This is a genomic window from Pseudomonas sp. J452 (assembly GCF_024666525.1).
Taxonomy (GTDB): domain Bacteria; phylum Pseudomonadota; class Gammaproteobacteria; order Pseudomonadales; family Pseudomonadaceae; genus Aquipseudomonas.
Genome location: NZ_CP088294.1, coordinates 3,758,294 through 3,779,968, shown reverse-complemented (window position 1 = coordinate 3,779,968; position 21,675 = coordinate 3,758,294). Strand labels below are relative to the sequence as shown.

Below are 21,675 nucleotides of genomic sequence, written 5' to 3'. Positions count from 1 at the left end.
AACAGCCCGCTGAACACTCAGTACCGCAAGCACCTGCCCGGCACCGCGCTGGACTACTTCGATACCCGCGAGGCGATTGAGGCCATCGCGCCGGGCGCCTACGCCAAGCTGCCCTACGTATCCCGCGTGTTGGCCGAGCAGCTGGTGCGTCGCTGCGAGCCCGAGGCGCTGACCGATTCGCTCAAGCAGCTGATCGAGCGCAAGCGCGACTTGGACTTCCCCTGGTATCCGGCCCGCGTGGTCTGCCACGACATCCTCGGTCAGACTGCGCTGGTCGACCTGGCCGGCCTGCGTGATGCCATCGCCGAGAAGGGTGGTGATCCGTCCAAGGTCAACCCGGTGGTGCCGACCCAACTGATCGTCGACCACTCCCTGGCTGTGGAGGCTCCGGGCTTCGATCCGGACGCTTTCGCCAAGAACCGCGCCATCGAAGACCGTCGCAACGAGGATCGCTTCCACTTCATCGAGTGGACCAAGACCGCGTTCAAGAACGTCGACGTGATCCCGGCCGGCAACGGCATCATGCACCAGATCAACCTGGAGAAAATGAGCCCGGTGATCCAGGCGCGCGGCGGCGTGGCCTTCCCGGACACCTGCGTGGGTACCGACTCGCACACTCCGCACGTCGATGCCCTCGGCGTGATTGCCATCGGCGTCGGCGGTCTGGAAGCGGAAACCGTGATGCTCGGCCTGCCGTCGATGATGCGCCTGCCCGACATAGTCGGGGTCAAGCTGACCGGCAAGCGTCAGCCTGGCATTACCGCCACCGACATCGTGCTGGCCATCACCGAGTTCCTGCGCAAGGAGCGCGTGGTCGGCGCCTGGGTCGAGTTCTTCGGCGAGGGTGCCGACAGCCTGACCATCGGCGACCGCGCGACCATCTCCAATATGTGCCCGGAATACGGCGCCACTGCCTCGATGTTCTATATCGACCAGCAGACCATCGACTACCTCAAGCTCACCGGCCGCGAGCCGGAGCAGGTGGCCCTGGTCGAGAGCTACGCCAAGCTGACCGGTCTGTGGGCCGATGCGCTGGTCAGCGCCGAGTACGAGCGCGTGCTCGAATTCGATCTGTCCACCGTGGTGCGCAACATGGCCGGCCCGTCCAACCCGCACAAGCGCCTGCCGACTTCGGCGCTGCATGAGCGCGGCATCGCCGACGAAGCCAAGCTGGCGGCCGGCAAGGTCGAGGAGGCCAAAGGTCTGCTGCCCGATGGCGCGGTGATCATCGCCGCCATCACCAGCTGCACTAACACCTCCAACCCACGCAACGTGGTGGCTGCCGGTCTGCTGGCGAAGAAGGCCAACGAGCTGGGTCTGCTGCGCAAGCCGTGGGTCAAGACTTCCTTCGCCCCGGGCTCCAAGGTCGCCAAGCTGTATCTGGAAGAAGCCGGTCTGCTGACCGAGCTGGAGCAGCTCGGCTTCGGCATCGTCGGCTACGCCTGCACCACGTGCAACGGCATGTCCGGCGCATTGGACCCGCTGATCCAGCAGGAAATCATCGATCGCGACCTGTACGCCACCGCCGTACTGTCCGGCAACCGCAACTTCGACGGGCGTATCCATCCGTACGCCAAGCAGGCCTTCCTGGCTTCGCCGCCGCTGGTGGTGGCCTACGCCATCGCCGGTACCGTGCGCTTTGATATCGAGCAGGACGTGCTGGGTACCGATAAGGCGGGCAACCCGATCACCCTGAAGGACCTGTGGCCGAGTGACGAGGAAATCGACGCCATCGTTGCCGCCTCGGTGAGGCCGGAGCAATTCAAGCAGATCTACATCCCGATGTTCGATCTGGGCACCATTGAGGAAGCGGAAAGCCCGCTGTACGACTGGCGCCCGATGTCCACCTACATCCGCCGTCCGCCATACTGGGAAGGCGCGCTGGCGGGCGAGCGTACCCTCAAGGGCATGCTGCCGCTGGCAATCCTGCCGGACAACATCACCACCGATCACCTGTCGCCGTCCAACGCGATCCAGATGAACTCGGCTGCCGGTGAATACCTGCACAAGATGGGCCTGCCGGAGGAGGACTTCAACTCCTACGCCACCCACCGCGGCGACCACCTGACGGCGCAGCGCGCTACGTTCGCCAACAAGGAACTGGTCAATGAAATGGCCGTTGTTGACGGCGTAGTGAAGAAGGGTTCGCTGGCACGCGTCGAGCCGGAAGGCAAGGTCATGCGCATGTGGGAAGCGATCGAAACCTACATGAACCGCAAGCAGAACCTGATCATCGTTGCCGGTGCTGACTACGGTCAGGGCTCGTCGCGTGACTGGGCTGCCAAGGGCGTACGTCTGGCTGGCGTGGAAGTGATAGTCGCCGAAGGCTTCGAGCGCATCCACCGTACCAACCTGGTCGGTATGGGCGTGCTGCCGGTCGAGTTCAAGCCGGGCACCACCCGCTTGACCCTTGGCCTGGACGGCACTGAAACCTATGACATCCAGGGCGATGTGTCGCCGCGTAGCGATCTGACTCTGGTGGTCAATCGTCGCAATGGTGAAGTGGTCAAGGTGCCGGTGACCTGCCGTCTGGACACTGCCGCCGAAGTCAACGTCTACAACGCTGGCGGTGTGCTGCAGCGCTTCGCCCAGGACTTCCTCGAGTCTTCCCAGGGCTGATGCCGGCGCTGACACCCTCTCTCACGGGGGAGGGTCGTCAGTCTGTAGCCCGGATGCAATCCGGGTGTGGCGAGCAGCACCCCATCCCGGATTGCATCCGGGCTACCTTCACCAAGCCAGGACTGAAGCATGGCTCAGCAACCCCAGATCAAGATCCCCGCTACCTACATGCGTGGCGGTACCAGCAAGGGCGTGTTCTTCCGCCTGCAGGACCTGCCCGAGCGCTGCCAGGTGCCGGGCGCAGCGCGCGACAAGCTGTTCATGCGCGTAATCGGCAGCCCCGATCCTTATTCTGCCCATATTGATGGCATGGGCGGCGCGACCTCTTCGACCTCCAAGTGCGTGATCCTGGCGAAAAGCAGCCAGCCCGATCACGACGTCGATTACCTCTATGGCCAGGTTTCCATCGACAAGGCCTTCGTCGACTGGAGCGGCAACTGCGGCAACCTGTCCACCGCCGCTGGCGCCTTCGCCCTGCAGGCCGGACTGGTCGATCCGGCGCGCATTCCGCAGAACGGTGTGTGCGTGGTGCGCATCTGGCAGGCCAATATCCAGAAAACCATCATCGCCCATGTGCCGGTCAGCAATGGCCAGGTCCAGGAAACCGGTGACTTCGAGCTGGACGGGGTGACCTTCCCGGCAGCCGAGATCGTACTGGAGTTCCTCGATCCGTCCGACGACGGCGAGGAGGGCGGCTCGATGTTCCCCACCGGCAACCTGGTCGATGACCTGGAAGTGCCGGGTGTTGGCACCTTCAAGGCAACCATGATCAGCGCCGGGATTCCCACGGTGTTCGTCAATGCCGAGGACATCGGCTACCAGGGCACCGAGTTGCGTGAAGCGATCAATGGCGATCCAGCGCAACTGGCGCGTTTCGAGCAGATCCGTGTGGCCGGCGCTCTGCGCATGGGCCTGATCAAGACGGCCGAGGAGGCGGCGACCCGCCAACACACGCCGAAGATCGCCTTCGTCAGCCAGCCGAAGAGCTACAAGGCTTCCAGCGGCAAGACGGTCGAGGCCGGCGAGGTCGATCTGCTGGTGCGCGCACTGTCCATGGGCAAGCTGCACCACGCCATGATGGGCACCTGCGCGGTGGCTATCGGTACGGCGGCGGCGGTTCCGGGCACCCTGGTCAATCTGGCGGCCGGTGGCGGCGAGCGCGAGGCGGTGCGCTTCGGTCATCCCTCCGGCACCTTGCGGGTCGGTGCCGAAGCCAGTCAAGTTGGCGGCGAGTGGGTCGTGAAGAAGGCCATCATGAGCCGCAGTGCGCGCATCCTCATGGAAGGCTGGGTGCGGGTTCCAGGCGACACGTTCTGAAGCATGAAAAAGCCCGGCACTGGGCCGGGCTTTTGCTGAACGGTAGCGCCTGCGTTACTTGAGCCGGCGTTCCACGCCTTTCTCCACCAGGATCTTGGCGGAAATCTCTTCCACCGAGAAGTGCGTGGAGTTGATGTACGGGATGTTCTCGCGGCGGAACAGGTTTTCCACCTCGCGGACTTCGAATTCGCACTGGGCGAAGCTGGCGTAGCGGCTGTTGGGCTTGCGCTCATGGCGGATGGCGGTGAGCCGGTCCGGGTCGATGGTCAGGCCGAACAGTTTGTGCTTGTAGGGCTTGAGGGCTGCCGGCAGTTGCAGGCGTTCCATGTCTTCTTCGGTCAGCGGGTAGTTGGCCGCGCGGATGCCGAACTGCATGGCCATGTACAGGCAGGTCGGGGTCTTGCCGCAGCGCGATACGCCGACCAGGATCAGGTCAGCCTTGTCGTAGTAGTGGGTGCGGGCGCCGTCGTCGTTGTCGAGGGCGAAGTTGACCGCCTCGATGCGCTCCATGTAGTTGCTGCTGCTGGCGATGGAATGCGACTTGCCGACCGAGTAGGAGGAGTGTGACGTCAGCTCCTGCTCGAGCGGGGAGAGAAAGGTGGAGAAGATGTCGATCATGAAGCCGTTGGACTGGGCCAGGATGTCGCGAATATCCTGGTTGACCACGGTGTCGAAGATGATCGGCCGGGCGCCGTCTTTCTCGGCAGCATTATTGATTTGCTGTACCATCGCTCGCGCTTTGTCCACGCTGTCGATATACGGGCGCGTGAGCTTGGTGAAACTGATGGTTTCGAACTGCGCCAGCAAGCTCTGGCCCAGGGTTTCGGCAGTGATGCCGGTGCCGTCGGAGATAAAGAAAGCGGTTCGTTTCATTTGCGCCAAAGGCCTTAAGTCAGGAGCGATTCTTGGCTATCATAGGCCCCCTTTGTCGGGCCCGTACTGGCCGGCATTGTGACTTATTTCCTTGAGGCAAAGCCAGGACGCAGCATGGCTGCACGGCTGGGCCGAACACAGTGGAGAGTTCACCTTGGTTGAGTACGTAGTTTCCCTCGATAAGCTCGGCGTCCACGATGTGGAGCACGTAGGGGGCAAAAACGCATCCCTGGGCGAAATGATCAGCAACCTGGCCGGTGCTGGTGTCTCGGTGCCCGGCGGCTTTGCCACCACCGCCCAGGCCTACCGTGACTTCCTCGATCAAAGCGGTCTGAACGAGCGTATCCATGCCGCCCTCGACGCGCTGGACGTGGACGACGTCAACGCCCTGGCCAAGACTGGCGCGCAGATTCGCCAGTGGGTGATGGACGCGCCGTTCCCCGAGCGCCTCGACAGCGAAATCCGTACCGCCTTCGCCGCCATGGCCGGTGACAACGCCAATATGGCGGTTGCCGTGCGCTCCTCGGCAACCGCCGAAGACTTGCCGGATGCCTCCTTCGCCGGCCAGCAAGAAACCTTCCTCAACATCCGTGGCGTGGACAACGTGATCCGCGCAGCCAAGGAAGTGTTCGCCTCCCTGTTCAACGATCGCGCCATTGCCTACCGCGTGCACCAGGGCTTCGACCACAAACTGGTCGCCCTGTCCGCCGGCGTGCAGCGCATGGTCCGTTCGGAAACCGGTACTGCCGGGGTGATGTTCACCCTGGACACCGAATCCGGCTTCCGCGACGTGGTCTTCATCACCGGCGCCTACGGCCTCGGCGAGACCGTGGTGCAGGGCGCGGTGAACCCTGACGAGTTCTACGTGCACAAGCCGACCCTGGAGGCCGGTCGCCCTGCGATCCTGCGCCGCAACCTGGGCAGCAAAGCAATCAAGATGGTTTACGGCGAGGAAGCCAAGGCCGGCAAGTCGGTGAAAACCGTCGAAGTCGACCGTGCCGAGCGCGCCCGTTTCGCCCTTAGCGATGCCGAAGTTACCGAGCTGGCCAAGCAGGCGCTGATCATCGAGAAGCACTACGGCCGGCCGATGGACATCGAATGGGCCAAAGACGGCGACGACCAGCAGCTGTATATCGTTCAGGCCCGTCCGGAAACCGTGAAGAGCCGCAGCAGCGCCAACGTCATGGAACGTTACCTGCTGAAAGAGAAGGGCACCGTCTTGGTCGAAGGCCGCGCCATCGGCCAGCGCATCGGCGCCGGCAAGGTCAAGGTAATCCACGACGTTTCCGAGATGGACAAGGTGCAGCCGGGCGACGTCCTGGTCTCCGACATGACCGACCCGGACTGGGAGCCGGTGATGAAGCGTGCCAGCGCCATCGTCACCAACCGCGGCGGGCGTACCTGCCACGCAGCGATCATCGCCCGTGAGCTGGGCATTCCGGCGGTAGTCGGCTGCGGCAACGCCACCCAGGTCCTGCAAGACGGCATGGGCGTTACCGTATCCTGCGCCGAAGGAGACACCGGCTTCATCTTCGAAGGCGAACTGGGCTTCGATATCCGCAAGAACTCCGTGGACGCCATGCCGGATCTGCCGTTCAAGATCATGATGAACGTCGGCAACCCGGACCGCGCCTTCGACTTCGCCCAGTTGCCGAACGAAGGGGTGGGCCTGGCCCGTCTGGAGTTCATCATCAACCGCATGATCGGCGTGCACCCGAAAGCCTTGTTGAACTTCGCCAGCCTGCCGGCGGAGATCAAGGACAGCGTGGAGAAGCGCATCGCCGGCTACAACGACCCGGTCGGCTTCTACGTCGAGAAGCTGGTCGAGGGCATCAGCACCCTGGCCGCAGCGTTCTGGCCGAAAAAGGTCATTGTGCGTCTGTCGGACTTCAAGTCCAACGAATACGCCAACCTGATCGGCGGCAAGCTCTACGAGCCGGAAGAAGAGAACCCGATGCTCGGCTTCCGTGGCGCCTCGCGTTACATCAGCGAGTCGTTCCGCGACTGCTTCGAGCTGGAATGCCGCGCGCTGAAGAAAGTGCGCAACGAGATGGGCCTGACCAACGTCGAGATCATGGTGCCGTTCGTGCGCACCCTCGGCGAAGCCAGCCAGGTGGTCGATCTGCTGGCCGCCAATGGCCTGGCCCGCGGGCAGAATGGCCTGAAGGTCATCATGATGTGCGAGCTGCCGTCCAACGCCATCCTGGCCGAGGAGTTCCTCGAGTTCTTCGACGGCTTCTCCATCGGTTCCAACGACCTGACCCAGCTGACCCTGGGCCTGGATCGGGACTCCGGCATCGTCGCGCACCTGTTCGACGAGCGTAATCCGGCAGTGAAAAAGCTGCTGGCCAATGCCATCCAGGCCTGCAACAAGGCCGGCAAGTACATCGGCATCTGCGGCCAGGGCCCTTCGGATCATCCGGATCTGGCCAAGTGGCTGATGGAACAGGGCATCGAGAGCGTGTCGCTGAACCCTGACTCGGTGCTGGATACCTGGTTCTTCCTCGCGGAAAGCCAGCCAGCCTGAGTTAACGCCACCAGCACTGAAGGGCGGGAGCAATTCCGCCCTTTTTTGTGTCCTGCCATCCGTGGCAGAAACCCTCTGGGCCGGCCCTGCGGGCAACGCCAGCAATTGCTCCCGGCAACTTTTTTGTGCAAGAACGACTATGCAAAGCAGTAGCGAGTTATTCCCCGTCGCCCTGATCAGCGCCGAATTACGCGGCGATCTGAGTGAGGATGTCTACCGTCTCAAACCGGGTAACAGCCCCGACTATTCCGTCGAACTGGCGCTGACCCGGCTCGGTCATGCCAACCAGGAAAATCGCGGCGTGCCGGTGATCCTGCTGCACGGTAGCTTCTCCAATCGACGTTTCTGGTATTCGCCCAAATGCATCGGCCTGGGCCCTTATCTGGCGCGTGCCGGTTTCGATGTGTGGATCGCAGAAATGCGTGGTCACGGCCTGTCGCCACGTAACCAGGCTTACAGTCGCAACACCGTGGCCGACTATGCCCGCTACGACCTGCCGGCCATTGCCGCCTTTGTCCGTGAGCAGAATGGCCAGGCCCCCCCACTGGGTTGGCCACTCGCTGGGTGGCATTACCCTGGCGGCGGCCTTGGGCGGGCATTATCTGGGCGAGGAGGATGTCGCTTCCGCGGCGCTGTTTGGCAGTCAGATCAGTCGCATCTACTGGCCGCTCAAGGTGCCGCCGGTGGAGTGGGGCAGTCGTCTGCTACTCAAGGGCTTTCGCCATGTCTCCGGTTCGCGCCTGAAACGCGGCCCGGAAGACGAGCCGATTGGTCTGGTGCGCGAGAGCCTGCGCTGGCACCGCTTGTTCGGTCGCTTTGGCGACAAGCAGCGCGACTGGTGGGCCGGCATGGCCGAGGTGCGCATGCCATTGCTGGCGGTGAGCGCCGCCGGTGATATGCAGGACCCGACCTGGGCGTGCCGCAAACTCTATGAGCAATTCATCGCAGCCCCTCGGGCGTTCCTCGAGTTGGCCAAGAGCAAGGGTTTCAACAGCGACTATGGTCACGTTGAAATGCTGGTCAGCAAGGACGCGCAACAGGAAGTCTGGCCGCTGGTTGAGCGCTGGTTGCGCGAAGGGCAATTGCCGGCCGGGCTGGCTCACGACTGAGGTGCCAAGCGCTCAAGCTTGCGGCTAAGATGGCAGGCAAGGGCAATGCCGGCCAATTCTCCGCATGGTGCCGCCATGTTTGTAGCGCTTGAGCGCCTGATCAATCTTGATGATGGTTATCGGCAGACCTTTCAGGTCAGCGGGCGCAGCCTGTTGTTGCTGGTGATTGATCGTCAGCCGGTACTGCTGGAGAACCGCTGCCCACACCAGGGCGCACCCTTGCACAACGCTACGCTGGTCGGTACGGTGCTGCGCTGCGCGCGTCACGGGGTCGAGTTCGATCTGCTCAGCGGGCAGCCGCTAAATGCCACCTGTGCTGGCCTGAAGCAACTGAAACTGGCCTATGCGGGGGATCGCATAGGCATCGACGTCTGACGCTGTTCTTCACTAAAAGGAGCTTTCCCATGCAATACATCACTCCCGACCTGTGCGACGCCTACCCGGAACTGGTGCAAGTGGTTGAGCCTATGTTCGCCAACTTCGGCGGGCGCGATTCCTTCGGTGGCGAGATCGTCACGGTGAAGTGCTTCGAAGACAACTCCCTGGTCAAGTCCCAGGCCGACCTGCCTGGTGCGGGCAAAGTCCTGGTGGTCGATGGCGGCGGCTCGCTGCGCCGCGCCCTGCTGGGTGACATGATCGCCGAGAAAGCCGCGAAGAACGGCTGGGAAGGCATGGTTATCTACGGTTGCGTGCGCGATGTCGATGTCCTGGCGCAAACCGATCTCGGTGTGCAGGCCCTGGCCAGCCACCCGATGAAGACCGACAAGCGCGGCATCGGTGATCTCAATGTGGTTGTCACTTTCGGCGGCGTGACTTTCCGTCCGGGCGAGTTCGTGTATGCCGACAACAACGGCATCATCGTTTCACCGCAAGCCCTGAAGATGCCTGAATAAAAGGTGCCAAGCCCGGCCGGCTGCGGGCTTGCTCGCCACCAGACAGAGTGATTACGGATGATTGAGCAGGACAACCTGCAGTGGGGCCTGGTACACGCCTTCGTCCTCGATGGGCGGGGCGGTGCGCGTGGCATTACCCGTGCAGAGCTGGATGGCTTGCAGCTCAAGGCTGAGGAAAGCCTGTGGCTACACTGGGATCGCAGTCATCCGCAGGCGCAGGCCTGGCTGCGAAGCCAGAGTGGGCTCGACGAGTTCAGTTGCAACCTGCTGCTGGAAGAAAACACCCGGCCACGAGTGCTGGCACTGCCTGCCGATGAGTTGTTGCTGTTTCTGCGCGGGATCAACCTGAACCCCGGTGCAGAGCCGGAAGACATGGTCTCCGTGCGCATCTTTGCTGATGCACGGCGAGTGATCTCCCTGCGTTTGCGCCCCCTGCGCGCAACCGAAGAGCTGATCGCACAATTGGCGAAAGGCCTGGGCCCGAAGAGCCCGGCCGAGCTGATCCTGTTCCTCGCGGAAAACCTCACGGATCGTGTCGACACCCTGGTCAGCGAACTGTCCGAGCAGCTTGACGAGCAAGAAGAGCGTCTGGACAGCAATGAGCGCTATCTACCGGATCACAGCCTGATGCTGCAGATTCGCCGGCGCGCCGCCGGGTTACGACGCTTTCTCGCACCGCAGCGCGATATCTATGCGCAGTTGCTGCGCAATGGTTTCAGCTGGTTTGCTGCCAGCGACACCAGCTACTGGAACGAGCTGCACAATCGCCTGACTCGCTATCTGGAAGAGCTGGAGTTGGTTCGTGAGCGAGTAGGGCTGGTGCTGGAGTCCGAACACCGGCGCATGAGCGAGCACATGGGACGCACCATGTACTGGCTCGGCATCATTACCGGTTTCTTCCTGCCGATCAGCTGCATCACTGGCCTGCTCGGGATCAATGTCGGCGGCATCCCTGGTGCGGACAGTACGTATGGCTTCCTGATTGCCTGTGTATTGATCGGCGCTGTTGCCACATTCCAATGGTGGCTGTTCCGCCGATTACGCTGGCTGTAGATGTGACCCCGCCGGACAGGGGCACGTCTAGGCAACATATCCACGCGAGGTGCGCATGCACGATCCGTTCGAAGAATCCTTGCGCGACTTGCTCAAGTCGCACACGACCACCCATGACGACGACGCCACACTCGGTCGCGTCCTGAAAACGGCCAACCGCCAGGTTGGCGTGGGCGATCTGTTTAGTCTCATGGGGCACTGTATCGAGGCCCTGATGATTGCGCTGAACAACGGCTCGGCCCATGTAACCCCGGTTTCCCGCACCTCATCCCCGCGCTCCGCAGACAAGGCTGATTGAATATGGAATTCGACCCCTGGACTCAAAGTCTCGTTAACGCCATGAGCTCGGTGTGGGCTCCTATCGCCGGCTTCATCCCGCGCCTGTTCGGTGCGCTGGTGGTGGTGCTGCTCGGTTTCGTGGTGGCGAAGCTGCTCGATACCTTGCTCTCCAAGCTTCTGGCCAAGGTTGGCCTGGATCGCCTGATGTCGGGTACCGGGCTGACCAAAATGCTCTCCCGTGTGGGCATTCAGGTGCCGGTTTCGACCCTGATCGGCAAAATCGTCTACTGGTTCGTCCTGCTGATCTTCCTGGTTTCCGCCGCCGAGTCCCTCGGGCTGGACCGCGTATCCGCCACCCTCGACGTACTCGCCCTGTACCTGCCGAAAGTTCTCGGCGCGGCAGCCATCATGCTGGCCGGTGTGCTGTTGGCTCAGCTGCTCAGTGGCATTGTCCGCGGCGCCGCGGAAGGCGTTGGTCTGGACTACGCCGCCGGCCTGGGGCGCGTTGCCCAGGGGCTGGTGATCATTATCAGCATCTCGGTGGCCATCGGTCAGCTGGAAGTGAAAACCGAACTGCTCAACAACGTGATCGCCATCGTGTTGATCTCCATTGGCTTGGCTATCGCCCTGGCTTTGGGACTGGGCAGTCGCGATATCGCCGGGCAGATCCTCGCCGGCATTTATGTGCGCGAACTCTATGAAGTCGGGCAACAAGTGAAGGTGGGTGAGGTCGAAGGGCAGATCGAGGAGATTGGTACGGTAAAAACCGTACTCCTGACCGAGGACGGGGAGCTGGTCTCGCTGGCTAACCGCACCCTGCTCGAGCAGCACGTCAGCAGTCGCTGACCGTCAATCCCTGCTAATGTATGCCGCCAGTGCCCATTCTGTGGGCGCTGGCTGCCACCTGACCTCTTTGTCGGCACGACCCGTTTTGAATACAGGCCAATCGCTATCAATGCGTTACGACCCGCGCGAACTCTCGGATGAGGAGTTGGTGCAGCGGGCGCATGTCGAGCTGTTTCACGTCACTCGCGCATACGAAGAACTCATGCGGCGCTACCAGCGCACCCTGTTCAATGTGTGTGCCCGCTATTTGGGTAATGAGCGTGATGCGGATGATGTTTGTCAGGAAGTCATGCTCAAGGTTCTGTATGGCCTGAAGAACTTCGAAGGCAAGTCCAAGTTCAAGACATGGCTATATAGCATCACTTATAACGAATGCATTACCCAATATCGCAAAGAGCGCCGCAAGCGCCGTTTGCTTGATGCGCTAAGTCTCGATCCGCTGGAAGAGGCCTCCGAAGAGAAGACCCCCAAAGCCGAAGAGCGTGGTGGTCTCGATCGCTGGCTGGTGCATGTCAATCCAATAGACCGGGAGATCCTGGTTTTGCGTTTTGTCGCCGAACTGGAGTTCCAGGAAATTGCCGACATCATGCATATGGGCCTCAGCGCAACCAAAATGCGCTACAAGCGCGCACTTGATCGTCTGCGCGAGAAATTTGCTGGCGTCGACGAAACTTAGTCTGCGGCAAATTATCTCAAGCACGCTGCCCGGTCATTCTGCTAGACTCCGCCGCCAAGTTGCTCCGCATGACCGTAGGGGCAACTCACTGCAATATCATGATGGGGATTTACGGATGAAACTGAAAAATACCTTGGGCGTAGTCATCGGCTCGCTGATCGCTGCTTCTTCGCTGAATGTACTGGCACAAGGCCAAGGCGCTGTAGAAATCGAAGGCTTTGCCAAGAAAGAGTTCTTCGATAGCGCCCGCGACTTCGACAACAACGGCAACCTGTTCGGCGCCTCCGTTGGCTACTTCCTGACCGATGCCGTTGAACTGCGTCTGGGCTACGACGAAGTACACAACGCCCGTAGCGACGACGGCCGTAACATCAAAGGCTCCAACACCGCTCTGGATGCCCTGTACCATTTCAACGCTCCGGGCGACACCCTGCGCCCGTACGTATCCGCTGGTTTCTCTGATCAGAGCATCGGCCAGAACGGCAACAGCGGCCGTAACGGCTCCACCTTCGCCAACCTGGGCGGCGGTGCCAAGATGTACTTCACCGAGAATTTCTACGCCCGTGCTGGTGTTGAAGCTCAGTACAACATCGACCAGGGCGACACCGAGTGGGCCCCGAGCGTTGGTATCGGCCTGAACTTCGGTGGCGGCTCCAAGCCGGCTCCGGCCGTTGAGCCAGTAGCTGACGTGTGCAGCGACAGCGACAACGACGGCGTTTGCGACAACGTCGACAAGTGCCCGGACACCCCGGCCAACACCACCGTTGACGCCGATGGCTGCCCGGCTGTTGCTGAAGTGGTTCGTGTTGAACTGGACGTGAAGTTCGACTTCGACAAGGCCCAGGTCAAAGAAGAAAGCTACGGTGATATCAAGAACCTGGCTGACTTCATGAACCAGTACCCGCAAACCGCTACCACCGTGGAAGGTCACACCGACTCCGTGGGTACCGACGCCTACAACCAGAAACTGTCCGAGCGTCGTGCCAACGCAGTTCGTGATGTTCTGGTCAACCAGTACAGCGTTGGCGCCGAGCGCGTTAACTCGGTCGGTTACGGCGAGTCCCGCCCGGTTGCAGACAACGCTAGCGAAGCTGGCCGCGCTGTTAACCGTCGCGTAGAAGCTGAAGTAGAAGCTCAGGCCAAGTAATTGCCCCTGTAGCCTCACAAAGAACCCGGCCTCGGCCGGGTTTTTTGTACCCGAGATAATCTTATTTACCTGGCATCGATAGTGTCCTTATCCGTGCCATTGTAAGGCCCGCGCCGCCTGATTAGACTGCGCGACAGTTTATTCATAGTTGTATCCAGGACTCCCATGATCAAGAAATGTCTCTTCCCGGCTGCCGGCTATGGCACCCGCTTTCTCCCCGCAACCAAGGCCATGCCCAAGGAAATGCTGCCAGTGGTCAACAAGCCACTGATCCAGTACGGCGTTGAGGAGGCCTTGGAAGCAGGCCTGACTGAAATTGCCATGGTCACCGGCCGCGGCAAGCGTGCCCTGGAAGACCATTTCGACATCAGCTACGAGCTGGAGCACCAGATCCAGGGCACCGACAAGGAAAAATACCTGGTCGGTATCCGTCGCCTGATCGATGAGTGCAGCTTTGCCTATACCCGTCAGGTCGAAATGAAGGGCCTGGGTCACGCCATCCTCAGCGGCCGCCCGCTGATTGGTGACGAACCATTCGCCGTGGTTCTGGCCGACGACCTGTGCCTCAACCTCGAAGGTGATGGCGTGTTGCAGCAGATGGTCAAGCTGTACAACCAGTTCCGCTGCTCCATCGTGGCCATCCAGGAAGTGCCGCCGGAGGAAACCTCGAAATATGGCGTGATTTCTGGCGAGATGATCCGCGATGACATCTACCGGGTGAACACCATGGTCGAGAAGCCGAAGCCGGAAGACGCGCCGTCCAACCTGGCGATCATCGGTCGCTATATCCTCACCCCGGACATCTTCGAGCTGATCGAGAAGACCGAGCCGGGCAAGGGTGGCGAGATTCAGATCACCGATGCGCTGATGAAACAGGCTCAGGATGGTTGCGTGATCGCCTACAAGTTCAAGGGCAAGCGTTTTGACTGCGGTGGCGCGGAAGGCTACATCGACGCGACCAACTTCTGCTTCGAACACCTGTACAAGACCGGCCGGGCCTACTGATTCAGGCGCCATGCCAGCGAAAGCCACCTGCGGGTGGCTTTTGTATTTCAGGGGATTGGCAGGTGCTCGGAACCAGGCCCGAGTGGCTGGCCATAGCTGAATTCGACATAGTTACCGGCGGGGTCGCGCAATCCGCAGTAGTAGCCGACAGGGTAGGGTTCCTCACGCGGAGCCCAGATCAGGCAGCCTGCCAGTTCGGCTTGCTCGGCCACTGTGTCGACCTGTTGACGACTGTCCAGGGCGAAGCCGAAATGGCTGTAGTCGTCCGCCGCTAGGTGGCGCTCGCTTCCGCCGGGCATGATCACGAAGATGAACTGGTGCTCCTTGCCCGGCTCGGCCATCCACACGATTTTCGAGCCCTTGCCGGCTCGCTCATGGATGATGCGCATGCCGCAGAATTGCTCATAGAAGTCGATACAGGCCTGCAAGTCGGGCACATGCAGGGCGATATGGGTCAGGCTAGGGCGCATCTCAGGCACTCCTGGCGAACGTTCGGCGAGGACGTTGGGGTATGCTGGCAGCCTGCTAAGGAGATCACAACCCATGCCCTACGACTTCGACCTTTTCGTCATCGGCGCCGGTTCCGGCGGTGTACGTGCCGCACGTTTCGCTGCTGGCTACGGCGCCAAGGTGGCGGTAGCGGAAAGCCGTTATCTAGGCGGCACCTGCGTCAATGTTGGCTGTGTGCCGAAGAAGCTGCTGGTCTACGGCGCCCATTTGGCCGAGACCTTCGAGCAGGCGCAGGGATTCGGCTGGAGCAGTGAGCAAGCCAGCTTCGACTGGCCCACCCTGATCGCTAACAAGAACCGCGAGATCCAGCGTCTCAATGGCATCTACCGCAATCTGTTGCTCAATAGCGGGGTAGAGCTGCTGGAAGGGCACGCCCGCCTGCTCGACAAGCACAGCGTCGAGGTCAACGGCCAGCGTTACAGCGCAGCCAATATCCTCATCGCCATCGGCGGCTGGCCGCAAGTGCCGGATATTCCCGGCAAGGAGCTGGCAATCACCTCCAACGAGGCGTTCTTTCTCAAGGAGCTGCCCAAGCGCGTGCTGGTGGTCGGGGGCGGCTATATCGCCGTCGAGTTCGCCTCGATCTTCCATGGCCTCGGTGCACAGACATCACTGCTGTACCGCCGCGAATTGTTCCTGCGCGGCTTCGATGGTGCGGTGCGCCAGCACCTGAAAGACGAGCTGACCCGCAAGGGGCTGGACCTACAATTCAACAGTGATATCGCCAGGATTGACCGCCAGCCCGACGGCAGCCTGCTGGCCACGCTGCAGGATGGTCGCCAGTTGCCGACCGATTGCGTGTTCTATGCCACTGGGCGCCGGCCGATGCTGGACAATCTCGGCCTGGAAAATACCGCCGTCGAGCTGGATGAGCGCGGCTTCATCAAGGTCGACGAAAACTACGTGAGCAGCGAACCGTCGATCCTCGCCCTCGGTGATGTGATCGGTCGCGTACAGCTGACCCCGGTGGCCCTGGCCGAAGGCATGGCCGTGGCCCGTCGGCTGTTCCGCCCGCAGGAGTACCGCAAGGTGGATTACAACCTGATCCCGACCGCCGTGTTCAGCCTGCCGAATATCGCCACCGTAGGCCTGAGCGAAGAGCAGGCGAGGGCGGCTGGGCATGTGGTCAAAGTTTTCGAGAGTCGTTTCCGGCCGATGCAGCTGAGCCTCACCGAATGCCAGGAGCGAACCCTGATGAAGTTGGTGGTGGATGCCGAGAACGATCGCGTACTGGGCTGCCACATGGTCGGCCCGGAGTCGGGCGAGATCATCCAGGGCTTGGCCGTGGCACTCAAGGCTGGCGCGACCAAGCAGATCTTCGACGAGACCCTGGGCATCCATCCAACGGCCGCCGAGGAGTTTGTTACCATGCGCACCCCTGTAAGCGCCTGAGTTCCCATGCAACAGCTTTTCTACCTGGCCGACCTGTTCGGGGTCGCCGTATTCGCCATCACCGGCGCCCTGATGGCCGGGCGCAAGTCCATGGATCTGTTCGGTGTGCTGGTGATCGCCATCGTCACCGCGCTAGGGGGAGGGACCCTGCGTGATGTGATCCTGGATAACCACCCGGTCAGCTGGATTCGCAATGACACCTATATCCTGGTTGCCTCGCTGGCAGCCATCGGCACTGTGCTCTGGGTGCGCCTGACCCGTCCGATCCACGAGCGCGGCCTGCTGATTGCGGACGCTTTTGGTCTGGCTGTGTTTACCGTGATCGGCACAGAAGTCGCCCTGCAGCACAACGTGCCCTACAGCACTGCGGTGATCATGGGCGTGATGACCGGCGTGGCCGGTGGTGTGATGCGCGATGTTATCTGCAACGAGATTCCGCTGATCTTCAAGAAAGAGATCTACGCTACCGCCTGCATTCTCGGCTCGCTGGTGTTCATTGGCCTGCGTGAACTGCAGACACCGCACTGGCTGGATACCGGGGTAGCCATGCTGACCGTGCTCGGTGTGCGCCTGGCGGCCATCCAGTGGCACCTGGGCCTGCCGCAGTTCCATTTGCTGGATCGCGACTGAGCCAGGCGCCGACTTCACTCAATGGTGGGCGTGTGCATCGACAGGCGCTTCGGCTTCGATAGCCACCTCAACGTCCACCTTGCCAGCCTTCTCGAACTCCAGCGTCAGCGCAAAGCGCTCGCCGGCCACCAGTGGTTGGGTCAGGCCAAACAGCATCACGTGATTTCCGCCTGGGGCGAAGCGTACTTCGCCACCTGCGGGGATGCTGACCGAGTCGACCTTCTGCATTTTCATCACCTCACCCAGCATCAGATGGGTATGCAGTTCGGCTTTGGCCGCTCGCGGCGTGCTGACGGCAAGCAGGCGATCAGCACTTTGCGCCTGGTTGTGCACGACGAAATAGGCACCGCCGTTGGGGGCATTGGGGGGCAGGGCGCGTGACCAGGGGTGTTCGATGTGCAGATCGCCTACAGTGAACTCATGAGCCAGTGCGCAGTTGCCCAACAGTGCCAGCAAGGCAAGGGCGGCAGGTTTCAGACGCATCGTGGAAAAGTCTCCAGGTTATCGATTGGCCAACCCTAGCATGAAGCCAGCACCCACTGGCTGTGGCAAAGCGGCACAGATTATTCAGAAAGCTAAACCCCAGGCGGGCTAAACCTGCACCTGTGCAGGTAATATCTGCATGATGGCACCCGCCAAGCCGGCCTGTGATGAGTACGGAGCAATACGATGATTCAGGATTCGGGGCAACCCGTGGATACCCGGCAAGCGCTACCGCCGCTGAAAGATCTGATTGCCTGCCATGAGTGCGACCTGCTCATGCATCACCCGCATGTTGGTGAGGAGCAGAAAGCCAGCTGCCCGCGCTGTGGCTACGAACTGGTGGTGCACCGTGCGCAGATGCAGCGCCGCGCCCTGGCCCTGGTGCTGACGGCATTGCTGCTGTTCATCCCGGCCAACTTCCTGCCGATCATGAGTCTCAACCTGCTGGGCCAGAACGCCGTCGACACGGTGTGGAGCGGGGTAGTGGGGCTGTACCAGTCCGACATGAAAGCCGTGGCCGCGGTGGTCTTTCTCTGCAGCATGCTGATCCCGCTGCTCAAGCTGCTGTGCCAGCTTCTGGTCCTGCTGAGTTTGCCATTCCCAAGCTGGCGCCCCCTCGGCATACAGTTGTACCGGGCGTACCACCACCTGCGTGAATGGGGCATGCTGGAAATCTACTTGTTCGGCATTATCGTCTCGATCGTCAAACTGGTCGGTCTTGCCGACCTGCATCTGGGCGTTGGCATGGCCTGTTTCATCGCCTTGATGCTGGCTCAGGTGTGGCTCGAGGTGACCATGTCTCCGCATCAGGTGTGGGATGCACTCAGTGAAGAGGAAGATAACCATGCGCGCACTTGATGCCGGAATTCTGGTCTGCGGCGAATGCCATCAGCTGGAATACTTGATCGAAGACCAAGTACAGCACTGTGCGCGTTGCGGCTCCAGGCTGCATATGCGCCGCCCGGACAGTATCACCCGGACCTGGGCCTTGCTGATCACCGCGGCGGTTCTCTACATTCCGGCCAACTTGCTGCCGATCATGACCATCAACTTCTTTGGCAACGGCGCGCCGTCGACCATCATGGGCGGCGTACTGGAACTGATCCATGCCGATATGCTGCCAATCGCGGCGGTGGTGTTCATCGCCAGCATCCTGGTGCCGACCTTCAAGCTGGTGGGTATCGCCTTGCTGCTGTACTCGGTACAACGCCATCAGCCGATGTCAGCCCAGCAGCGCATCCTGATGTACCGTTTTATCGAGTGGATTGGACGCTGGTCCATGCTCGATATCTTTGTCATCGCAATCCTGGTTGCACTGGTCAATTTCGGCAACATCGCCAGCATCCAGGCGGCTCCCGGTGCGATCGCGTTTTGCTGCGTGGTGATCCTGACCATGATCGCGGCAGTGACGTTCGATCCGCGATTGATCTGGGATAACACCGATGCAGAAGAGGTAGAGGACGGCAGCGCCGATTTGCCGAGCGACAAAGCGCAGGGTTGATCAGAGGGGGGGGGGGCGGCATGCAAAGACATCTTGTGACTCCGTAATAGTGCAACCAACTTAATTTGAAACTTTCACCTAGTCGCTAAAAACGCCTTTCACTGGATAGTTTTTGGTGATTTTCAATTCAATTAATTATTACCAACCCCCTCCTTATCTCCAAAAATTCTGAGTTGCGCAGAAATTGCCACCATAATTCTTGGGAATTTGAAACTTTCGCGCTTGCCCTGCAAATATGAAACTTTCGTAAATTGCTAATTTTCCAGGGAATTATAGTGCAAAAGCTGAGAGGCCATACGAATGGCAGCCTTTATTACATTGGATGCAAAGGGTAGGCCGGCGGGCGCGCCTGAGTTTTTGGCATACAGCCCTAAAAAGAATACTCAGGTAAGGCTTTACTGTCGACCGAGCTTCTGGCGCTGGGCTGGGCTCGAGTTTAACCCCTATGCCACAGATGTACTTGTAAATCAGGCTACTTTAAATCTGGAACGCAAAAAAGTATCAGTTGCACTTCAGTGCGAAATGCATGGCGTTTTACATTTTGTCTTTTCTAGCCGCGAAATCACCGGAAATGTTAAAGCTGAGATAGTCGAGTATTGCGAAAGCAACGGTATCAAAGCTGAGTTCTTAGGGGCTAAATGCCTGAGTGAAGAGCAGATGTATGCAGAAAATCTGCTTTGCATGCTGTCATACATTAACAAATATAGAGAGATATTTACTGAGAAGAACCTTGAATTTGCATTTCATTCGATTGATCGAAGCAAGGGAACAATAAGCGACTCAGTAAGTGACTTGCAGTCTGGATATGGTGGTGGCGCAGCGGCGCTACTGTTTGAGCTTGTCAGGCGGGGTAGGGTAGAACTATTTGATGTTCGATACAAAAGGATCAGCGGATTAACTCAGCTAGGTGTAATTCGGGTGAGGCATGAGTGACTCAACTCGCTTTTCTCGTAATGAATTCCTTGCCGCTGGGTATTCATGTGATGCGTGGAGGGGTATAGATATTGAGCTTGTTGCCGAGAATATAAGAGGGGCGACAGACAATAGAATCAAAGCAATTAGAGCTTATCTGAAAAATGGTGCAACCCTGCGCGAGATAGAAGATACGTATGGTCTACCGCGATCAACACTGTATAGATCTATTAATAGATGTCTTGCATTGGATGCGGATGGAGTGGTTATTGGCTTCAAAGGAGCCATTCCATATAGACGCAATGGTGATAAAAAATATAATCGCGAGAAAGATCTAGGCGACTCCAATGATGGAGCAGCTCAGGGAGATGCTGGGGCATTTAGCAAGCTAATAGCTGAACACCCAAAAATACAATCATGGTTAGATAAGACTGCCCGAAGTTATAAGCCAAGGAGCCAAGGTGGTGATAGCTTTGATGTTGTACATAATAATTTTTTAGCGCAATGCACATCATTGTCGATCAGCAAAGATCATTATCCATTTAATCGAAAGACACTTGCCCGATCGGCCTTGAGAGAATATCTGAAGTCGAAGAGCAAAGAATTAAAGGCGTTAGATGAGAAAGATAGGAATGCCTCTGATATAAATGACAATGTTCCTCCTACCGATATTCTGCAGCAGGTGGAGACTGACGGCCACATGCTCGACATCCGATTAGTCATTGAAGAATTAGACAGTTTTGGACAGCCAATCAGATACGAAATTTTAAGGGTTTGGCTAATTTTGCTAATTGATGTTTTTTCGCGCTGTGTGCTGGGATACTCCATTGCTCTAGGCCATACGTACGACCAGATTGACCTTTTAAAGGCTATATTTAACAGCTTAACACCGCATCAACGACCGTCCCAAGTTACTCCAGATATTCATTACTCTACCGCTGGCGGGTTTCCAAGTGAGCACGGATATGCCTGGGAAACATGGTCAACTCTCAAACTTGATAATGCTTGGGCTCACCAAGCCACGAATGTTGTCCGGGTTCTTCACGATCGAGTAGGGTGTGTTACTGAGTTTGGGCGCCCCCATACGCCTAATGACCGAGCCATTATCGAGCGATTCTTCCTGTTTGTCGTACAACATTATTCACACCGGATAATTGGCACAACCGGCAGTGATAGTCGAGATAAAATTATTGAACGCTTATCTCCCAAGTCAAAGAATCCTCTGAAACTGCTAATGACACTAGAAGAGCTGAAAAGCACCATTGATATCTTGATCTCTGACTACAATGGTCGCCCTCACTCATCGTTGCAAGCGCATTCACCGCTGGGGATTTTCTGTCTGAGAGGTGATCAGAACTCTCTTCCACCCAACACATTGCCTGACGCTCTCAGGGATCCGACTCTATTTGCAATGGCTCGGGAGTCGGTGGTCGTGCGAACTTCTTCAAAATATGGCGGGGCTTACGTTAATTTTGCATATCTGAAGTACAAGAATCCCGATGTCCTTAGAAGCGACTCCGCTGGAAGAAATATGTTCGTAGAGTATTCACGTGACGATATTTCATTTCTCAGACTCTTAGATGAGGATGGCGCTTTTGTTGGAGTTCTAAGAGCTCCTCACCCTTGGTACCAACAGCCGCACAGTCTTAAAGTGCGAAGCGAATTGTGGAAGGCAACGAAGAAAGGCCAATTCCAATTTTCTCGTGACGAAGCTCCCGTCGAGGCATTCCGGCGTTTAAAATCGTCTACTGGTGAGATTTCGCGAAGAGTTGCTACCACCTTATATAAGGAGACTGGGCGCGTCAGTGATGAGCCATCTCAAAGCAATACTGGCGGCACTGATGCGCCAGAGAGAACTAATGCAGAGCGCATTAAACTTACCAAGGTTTTTACACTCTGAGAG

At 59.2% G+C, this 21,675-nt stretch carries 20 protein-coding genes and 1 pseudogene; 18 read left to right on the top strand and 3 right to left on the bottom strand.

Translation table 11 applies throughout. The features are described 5' to 3' along the window. The first annotated feature begins 9 nt into the window (after positions 1-9). Complete coding sequence (gene acnD, locus LRS11_RS17075; protein ID WP_260496941.1) at positions 10-2,619, top strand: Fe/S-dependent 2-methylisocitrate dehydratase AcnD; 2,610 nt, start codon at positions 10-12, stop codon at positions 2,617-2,619. A gap of 129 nt (positions 2,620-2,748) precedes the next feature. Continuing rightward, positions 2,749-3,936: a 2-methylaconitate cis-trans isomerase PrpF gene (gene prpF, locus LRS11_RS17070; protein ID WP_260494085.1), complete on the top strand. Its 1,188-nt coding sequence runs from the start codon at positions 2,749-2,751 to the stop codon at positions 3,934-3,936. Between the two features lie 54 nt (positions 3,937-3,990). Here prpF and LRS11_RS17065 read toward each other — a convergent pair whose 3' ends face one another. Beyond that, entirely contained in the window at positions 3,991-4,809 is an 819-nt protein-coding gene (locus LRS11_RS17065) for a pyruvate, water dikinase regulatory protein (RefSeq protein ID WP_260494084.1), read from the bottom strand. 154 nt (positions 4,810-4,963) lie between these two features. On the opposite strand from LRS11_RS17065, the gene ppsA reads away from it, so the two are divergent. From ppsA to galU, 10 genes and pseudogenes are all read left to right on the top strand, one after another. Further along, positions 4,964-7,336 carry a phosphoenolpyruvate synthase gene (gene ppsA / locus LRS11_RS17060; protein ID WP_260494083.1) on the top strand — a complete coding sequence of 791 codons (2,373 nt, stop codon included), beginning with the start codon at positions 4,964-4,966 and terminating at the stop codon, positions 7,334-7,336. 139 nt (positions 7,337-7,475) lie between these two features. After that, positions 7,476-8,445, top strand: a pseudogene (locus LRS11_RS17055) (alpha/beta fold hydrolase). A 75-nt stretch (positions 8,446-8,520) separates the two neighbouring features. Continuing rightward, positions 8,521-8,820 carry a Rieske (2Fe-2S) protein gene (locus tag LRS11_RS17050; RefSeq protein WP_260494082.1) on the top strand — a complete coding sequence of 100 codons (300 nt, stop codon included), beginning with the start codon at positions 8,521-8,523 and terminating at the stop codon, positions 8,818-8,820. Positions 8,821-8,849: 29 nt separating this feature from the next. Further along, positions 8,850-9,338: a ribonuclease E activity regulator RraA gene (rraA, locus tag LRS11_RS17045; protein WP_260494081.1), complete on the top strand. Its 489-nt coding sequence runs from the start codon at positions 8,850-8,852 to the stop codon at positions 9,336-9,338. A 57-nt stretch (positions 9,339-9,395) separates the two neighbouring features. Further along, a complete protein-coding gene (locus LRS11_RS17040) occupies positions 9,396-10,391 on the top strand; it encodes a zinc transporter ZntB (RefSeq protein WP_260494080.1) in 996 nt (331 codons plus the stop codon). Positions 10,392-10,446: 55 nt separating this feature from the next. Continuing rightward, on the top strand, positions 10,447-10,689 hold the full coding sequence (locus tag LRS11_RS17035) for a CrfX protein (RefSeq protein ID WP_182833804.1): 243 nt from the start codon (positions 10,447-10,449) through the stop codon (positions 10,687-10,689). A gap of 2 nt (positions 10,690-10,691) precedes the next feature. Then, positions 10,692-11,516, top strand: a complete 825-nt coding sequence (locus tag LRS11_RS17030) for a mechanosensitive ion channel family protein (protein ID WP_260494079.1) — start codon at positions 10,692-10,694, stop codon at positions 11,514-11,516. Between the two features lie 85 nt (positions 11,517-11,601). Further along, entirely contained in the window at positions 11,602-12,192 is a 591-nt protein-coding gene (gene sigX, locus LRS11_RS17025) for an RNA polymerase sigma factor SigX (RefSeq protein ID WP_182833914.1), read from the top strand. A gap of 115 nt (positions 12,193-12,307) precedes the next feature. After that, entirely contained in the window at positions 12,308-13,339 is a 1,032-nt protein-coding gene (locus LRS11_RS17020) for an OmpA family protein (RefSeq protein ID WP_260494078.1), read from the top strand. 165 nt (positions 13,340-13,504) lie between these two features. Next, on the top strand, positions 13,505-14,344 hold the full coding sequence (gene galU / locus LRS11_RS17015; RefSeq protein WP_173206387.1) for a UTP--glucose-1-phosphate uridylyltransferase GalU: 840 nt from the start codon (positions 13,505-13,507) through the stop codon (positions 14,342-14,344). Between the two features lie 47 nt (positions 14,345-14,391). On the opposite strand, the gene LRS11_RS17010 is transcribed toward galU, so the two are convergent. After that, the gene (locus tag LRS11_RS17010; RefSeq protein ID WP_260494077.1) at positions 14,392-14,814 is read right to left on the bottom strand and encodes a VOC family protein; all 423 of its coding nucleotides are present in this window, start codon (positions 14,812-14,814) and stop codon (positions 14,392-14,394) included. Positions 14,815-14,887: 73 nt separating this feature from the next. Between LRS11_RS17010 and gorA the strand changes: the two genes are divergently transcribed. Together gorA and LRS11_RS17000 are read left to right on the top strand one after the other, a co-directional pair. After that, positions 14,888-16,246: a glutathione-disulfide reductase gene (gene gorA / locus LRS11_RS17005; RefSeq protein ID WP_260494076.1), complete on the top strand. Its 1,359-nt coding sequence runs from the start codon at positions 14,888-14,890 to the stop codon at positions 16,244-16,246. A gap of 6 nt (positions 16,247-16,252) precedes the next feature. After that, positions 16,253-16,876 carry a trimeric intracellular cation channel family protein gene (locus LRS11_RS17000; protein ID WP_260494075.1) on the top strand — a complete coding sequence of 208 codons (624 nt, stop codon included), beginning with the start codon at positions 16,253-16,255 and terminating at the stop codon, positions 16,874-16,876. Between the two features lie 18 nt (positions 16,877-16,894). Here the strand turns inward: LRS11_RS17000 and LRS11_RS16995 are convergent, their stop codons facing one another. Beyond that, a complete protein-coding gene (locus tag LRS11_RS16995) occupies positions 16,895-17,359 on the bottom strand; it encodes a copper chaperone PCu(A)C (protein WP_260494074.1) in 465 nt (154 codons plus the stop codon). Between the two features lie 186 nt (positions 17,360-17,545). Between LRS11_RS16995 and LRS11_RS16990 the strand changes: the two genes are divergently transcribed. The 4 genes from LRS11_RS16990 (at position 17,546) to LRS11_RS16975 (ending at position 21,672) form a co-directional block, all read left to right on the top strand. Then, positions 17,546-18,217 (top strand): paraquat-inducible protein A, encoded by a 672-nt coding sequence (locus LRS11_RS16990; protein WP_260494073.1) that lies wholly within the window; start codon positions 17,546-17,548, stop codon positions 18,215-18,217. Further along, positions 18,204-18,860: a paraquat-inducible protein A gene (locus LRS11_RS16985; RefSeq protein WP_260494072.1), complete on the top strand. Its 657-nt coding sequence runs from the start codon at positions 18,204-18,206 to the stop codon at positions 18,858-18,860. Before LRS11_RS16990 ends, LRS11_RS16985 begins: the two co-directional genes overlap by 14 nt. A gap of 300 nt (positions 18,861-19,160) precedes the next feature. Then, positions 19,161-19,793 carry a hypothetical protein gene (locus tag LRS11_RS16980; RefSeq protein ID WP_260494071.1) on the top strand — a complete coding sequence of 211 codons (633 nt, stop codon included), beginning with the start codon at positions 19,161-19,163 and terminating at the stop codon, positions 19,791-19,793. Further along, complete coding sequence (locus tag LRS11_RS16975) at positions 19,786-21,672, top strand: integrase (protein ID WP_260494070.1); 1,887 nt, start codon at positions 19,786-19,788, stop codon at positions 21,670-21,672. Before LRS11_RS16980 ends, LRS11_RS16975 begins: the two co-directional genes overlap by 8 nt. Positions 21,673-21,675 lie beyond the last annotated feature (3 nt).

Bases quoted from the DNA above. Each gene is read 5' to 3' on its own strand.
- LRS11_RS17065 (WP_260494084.1), bottom strand. From the start codon at position 4,809: ATGAAACGAACCGCTTTCTTTATCTCCGACGGCACCGGCATCACTGCC.
- LRS11_RS17035 (WP_182833804.1), top strand. From the start codon at position 10,447: ATGCACGATCCGTTCGAAGAATCCTTGCGCGACTTGCTCAAGTCGCAC.
- LRS11_RS16990 (WP_260494073.1), top strand. From the start codon at position 17,546: ATGATTCAGGATTCGGGGCAACCCGTGGATACCCGGCAAGCGCTACCG.
- LRS11_RS17000 (WP_260494075.1), top strand. From the start codon at position 16,253: ATGCAACAGCTTTTCTACCTGGCCGACCTGTTCGGGGTCGCCGTATTC.
- LRS11_RS16995 (WP_260494074.1), bottom strand. From the start codon at position 17,359: ATGCGTCTGAAACCTGCCGCCCTTGCCTTGCTGGCACTGTTGGGCAAC.
- LRS11_RS16980 (WP_260494071.1), top strand. From the start codon at position 19,161: ATGGCAGCCTTTATTACATTGGATGCAAAGGGTAGGCCGGCGGGCGCG.
- galU (WP_173206387.1), top strand. From the start codon at position 13,505: ATGATCAAGAAATGTCTCTTCCCGGCTGCCGGCTATGGCACCCGCTTT.
- LRS11_RS17030 (WP_260494079.1), top strand. From the start codon at position 10,692: ATGGAATTCGACCCCTGGACTCAAAGTCTCGTTAACGCCATGAGCTCG.
- prpF (WP_260494085.1), top strand. From the start codon at position 2,749: ATGGCTCAGCAACCCCAGATCAAGATCCCCGCTACCTACATGCGTGGC.
- gorA (WP_260494076.1), top strand. From the start codon at position 14,888: ATGCCCTACGACTTCGACCTTTTCGTCATCGGCGCCGGTTCCGGCGGT.
- rraA (WP_260494081.1), top strand. From the start codon at position 8,850: ATGCAATACATCACTCCCGACCTGTGCGACGCCTACCCGGAACTGGTG.
- LRS11_RS17050 (WP_260494082.1), top strand. From the start codon at position 8,521: ATGTTTGTAGCGCTTGAGCGCCTGATCAATCTTGATGATGGTTATCGG.
- LRS11_RS17040 (WP_260494080.1), top strand. From the start codon at position 9,396: ATGATTGAGCAGGACAACCTGCAGTGGGGCCTGGTACACGCCTTCGTC.
- LRS11_RS16985 (WP_260494072.1), top strand. From the start codon at position 18,204: ATGCGCGCACTTGATGCCGGAATTCTGGTCTGCGGCGAATGCCATCAG.
- LRS11_RS17020 (WP_260494078.1), top strand. From the start codon at position 12,308: ATGAAACTGAAAAATACCTTGGGCGTAGTCATCGGCTCGCTGATCGCT.
- LRS11_RS16975 (WP_260494070.1), top strand. From the start codon at position 19,786: ATGAGTGACTCAACTCGCTTTTCTCGTAATGAATTCCTTGCCGCTGGG.
- LRS11_RS17010 (WP_260494077.1), bottom strand. From the start codon at position 14,814: ATGCGCCCTAGCCTGACCCATATCGCCCTGCATGTGCCCGACTTGCAG.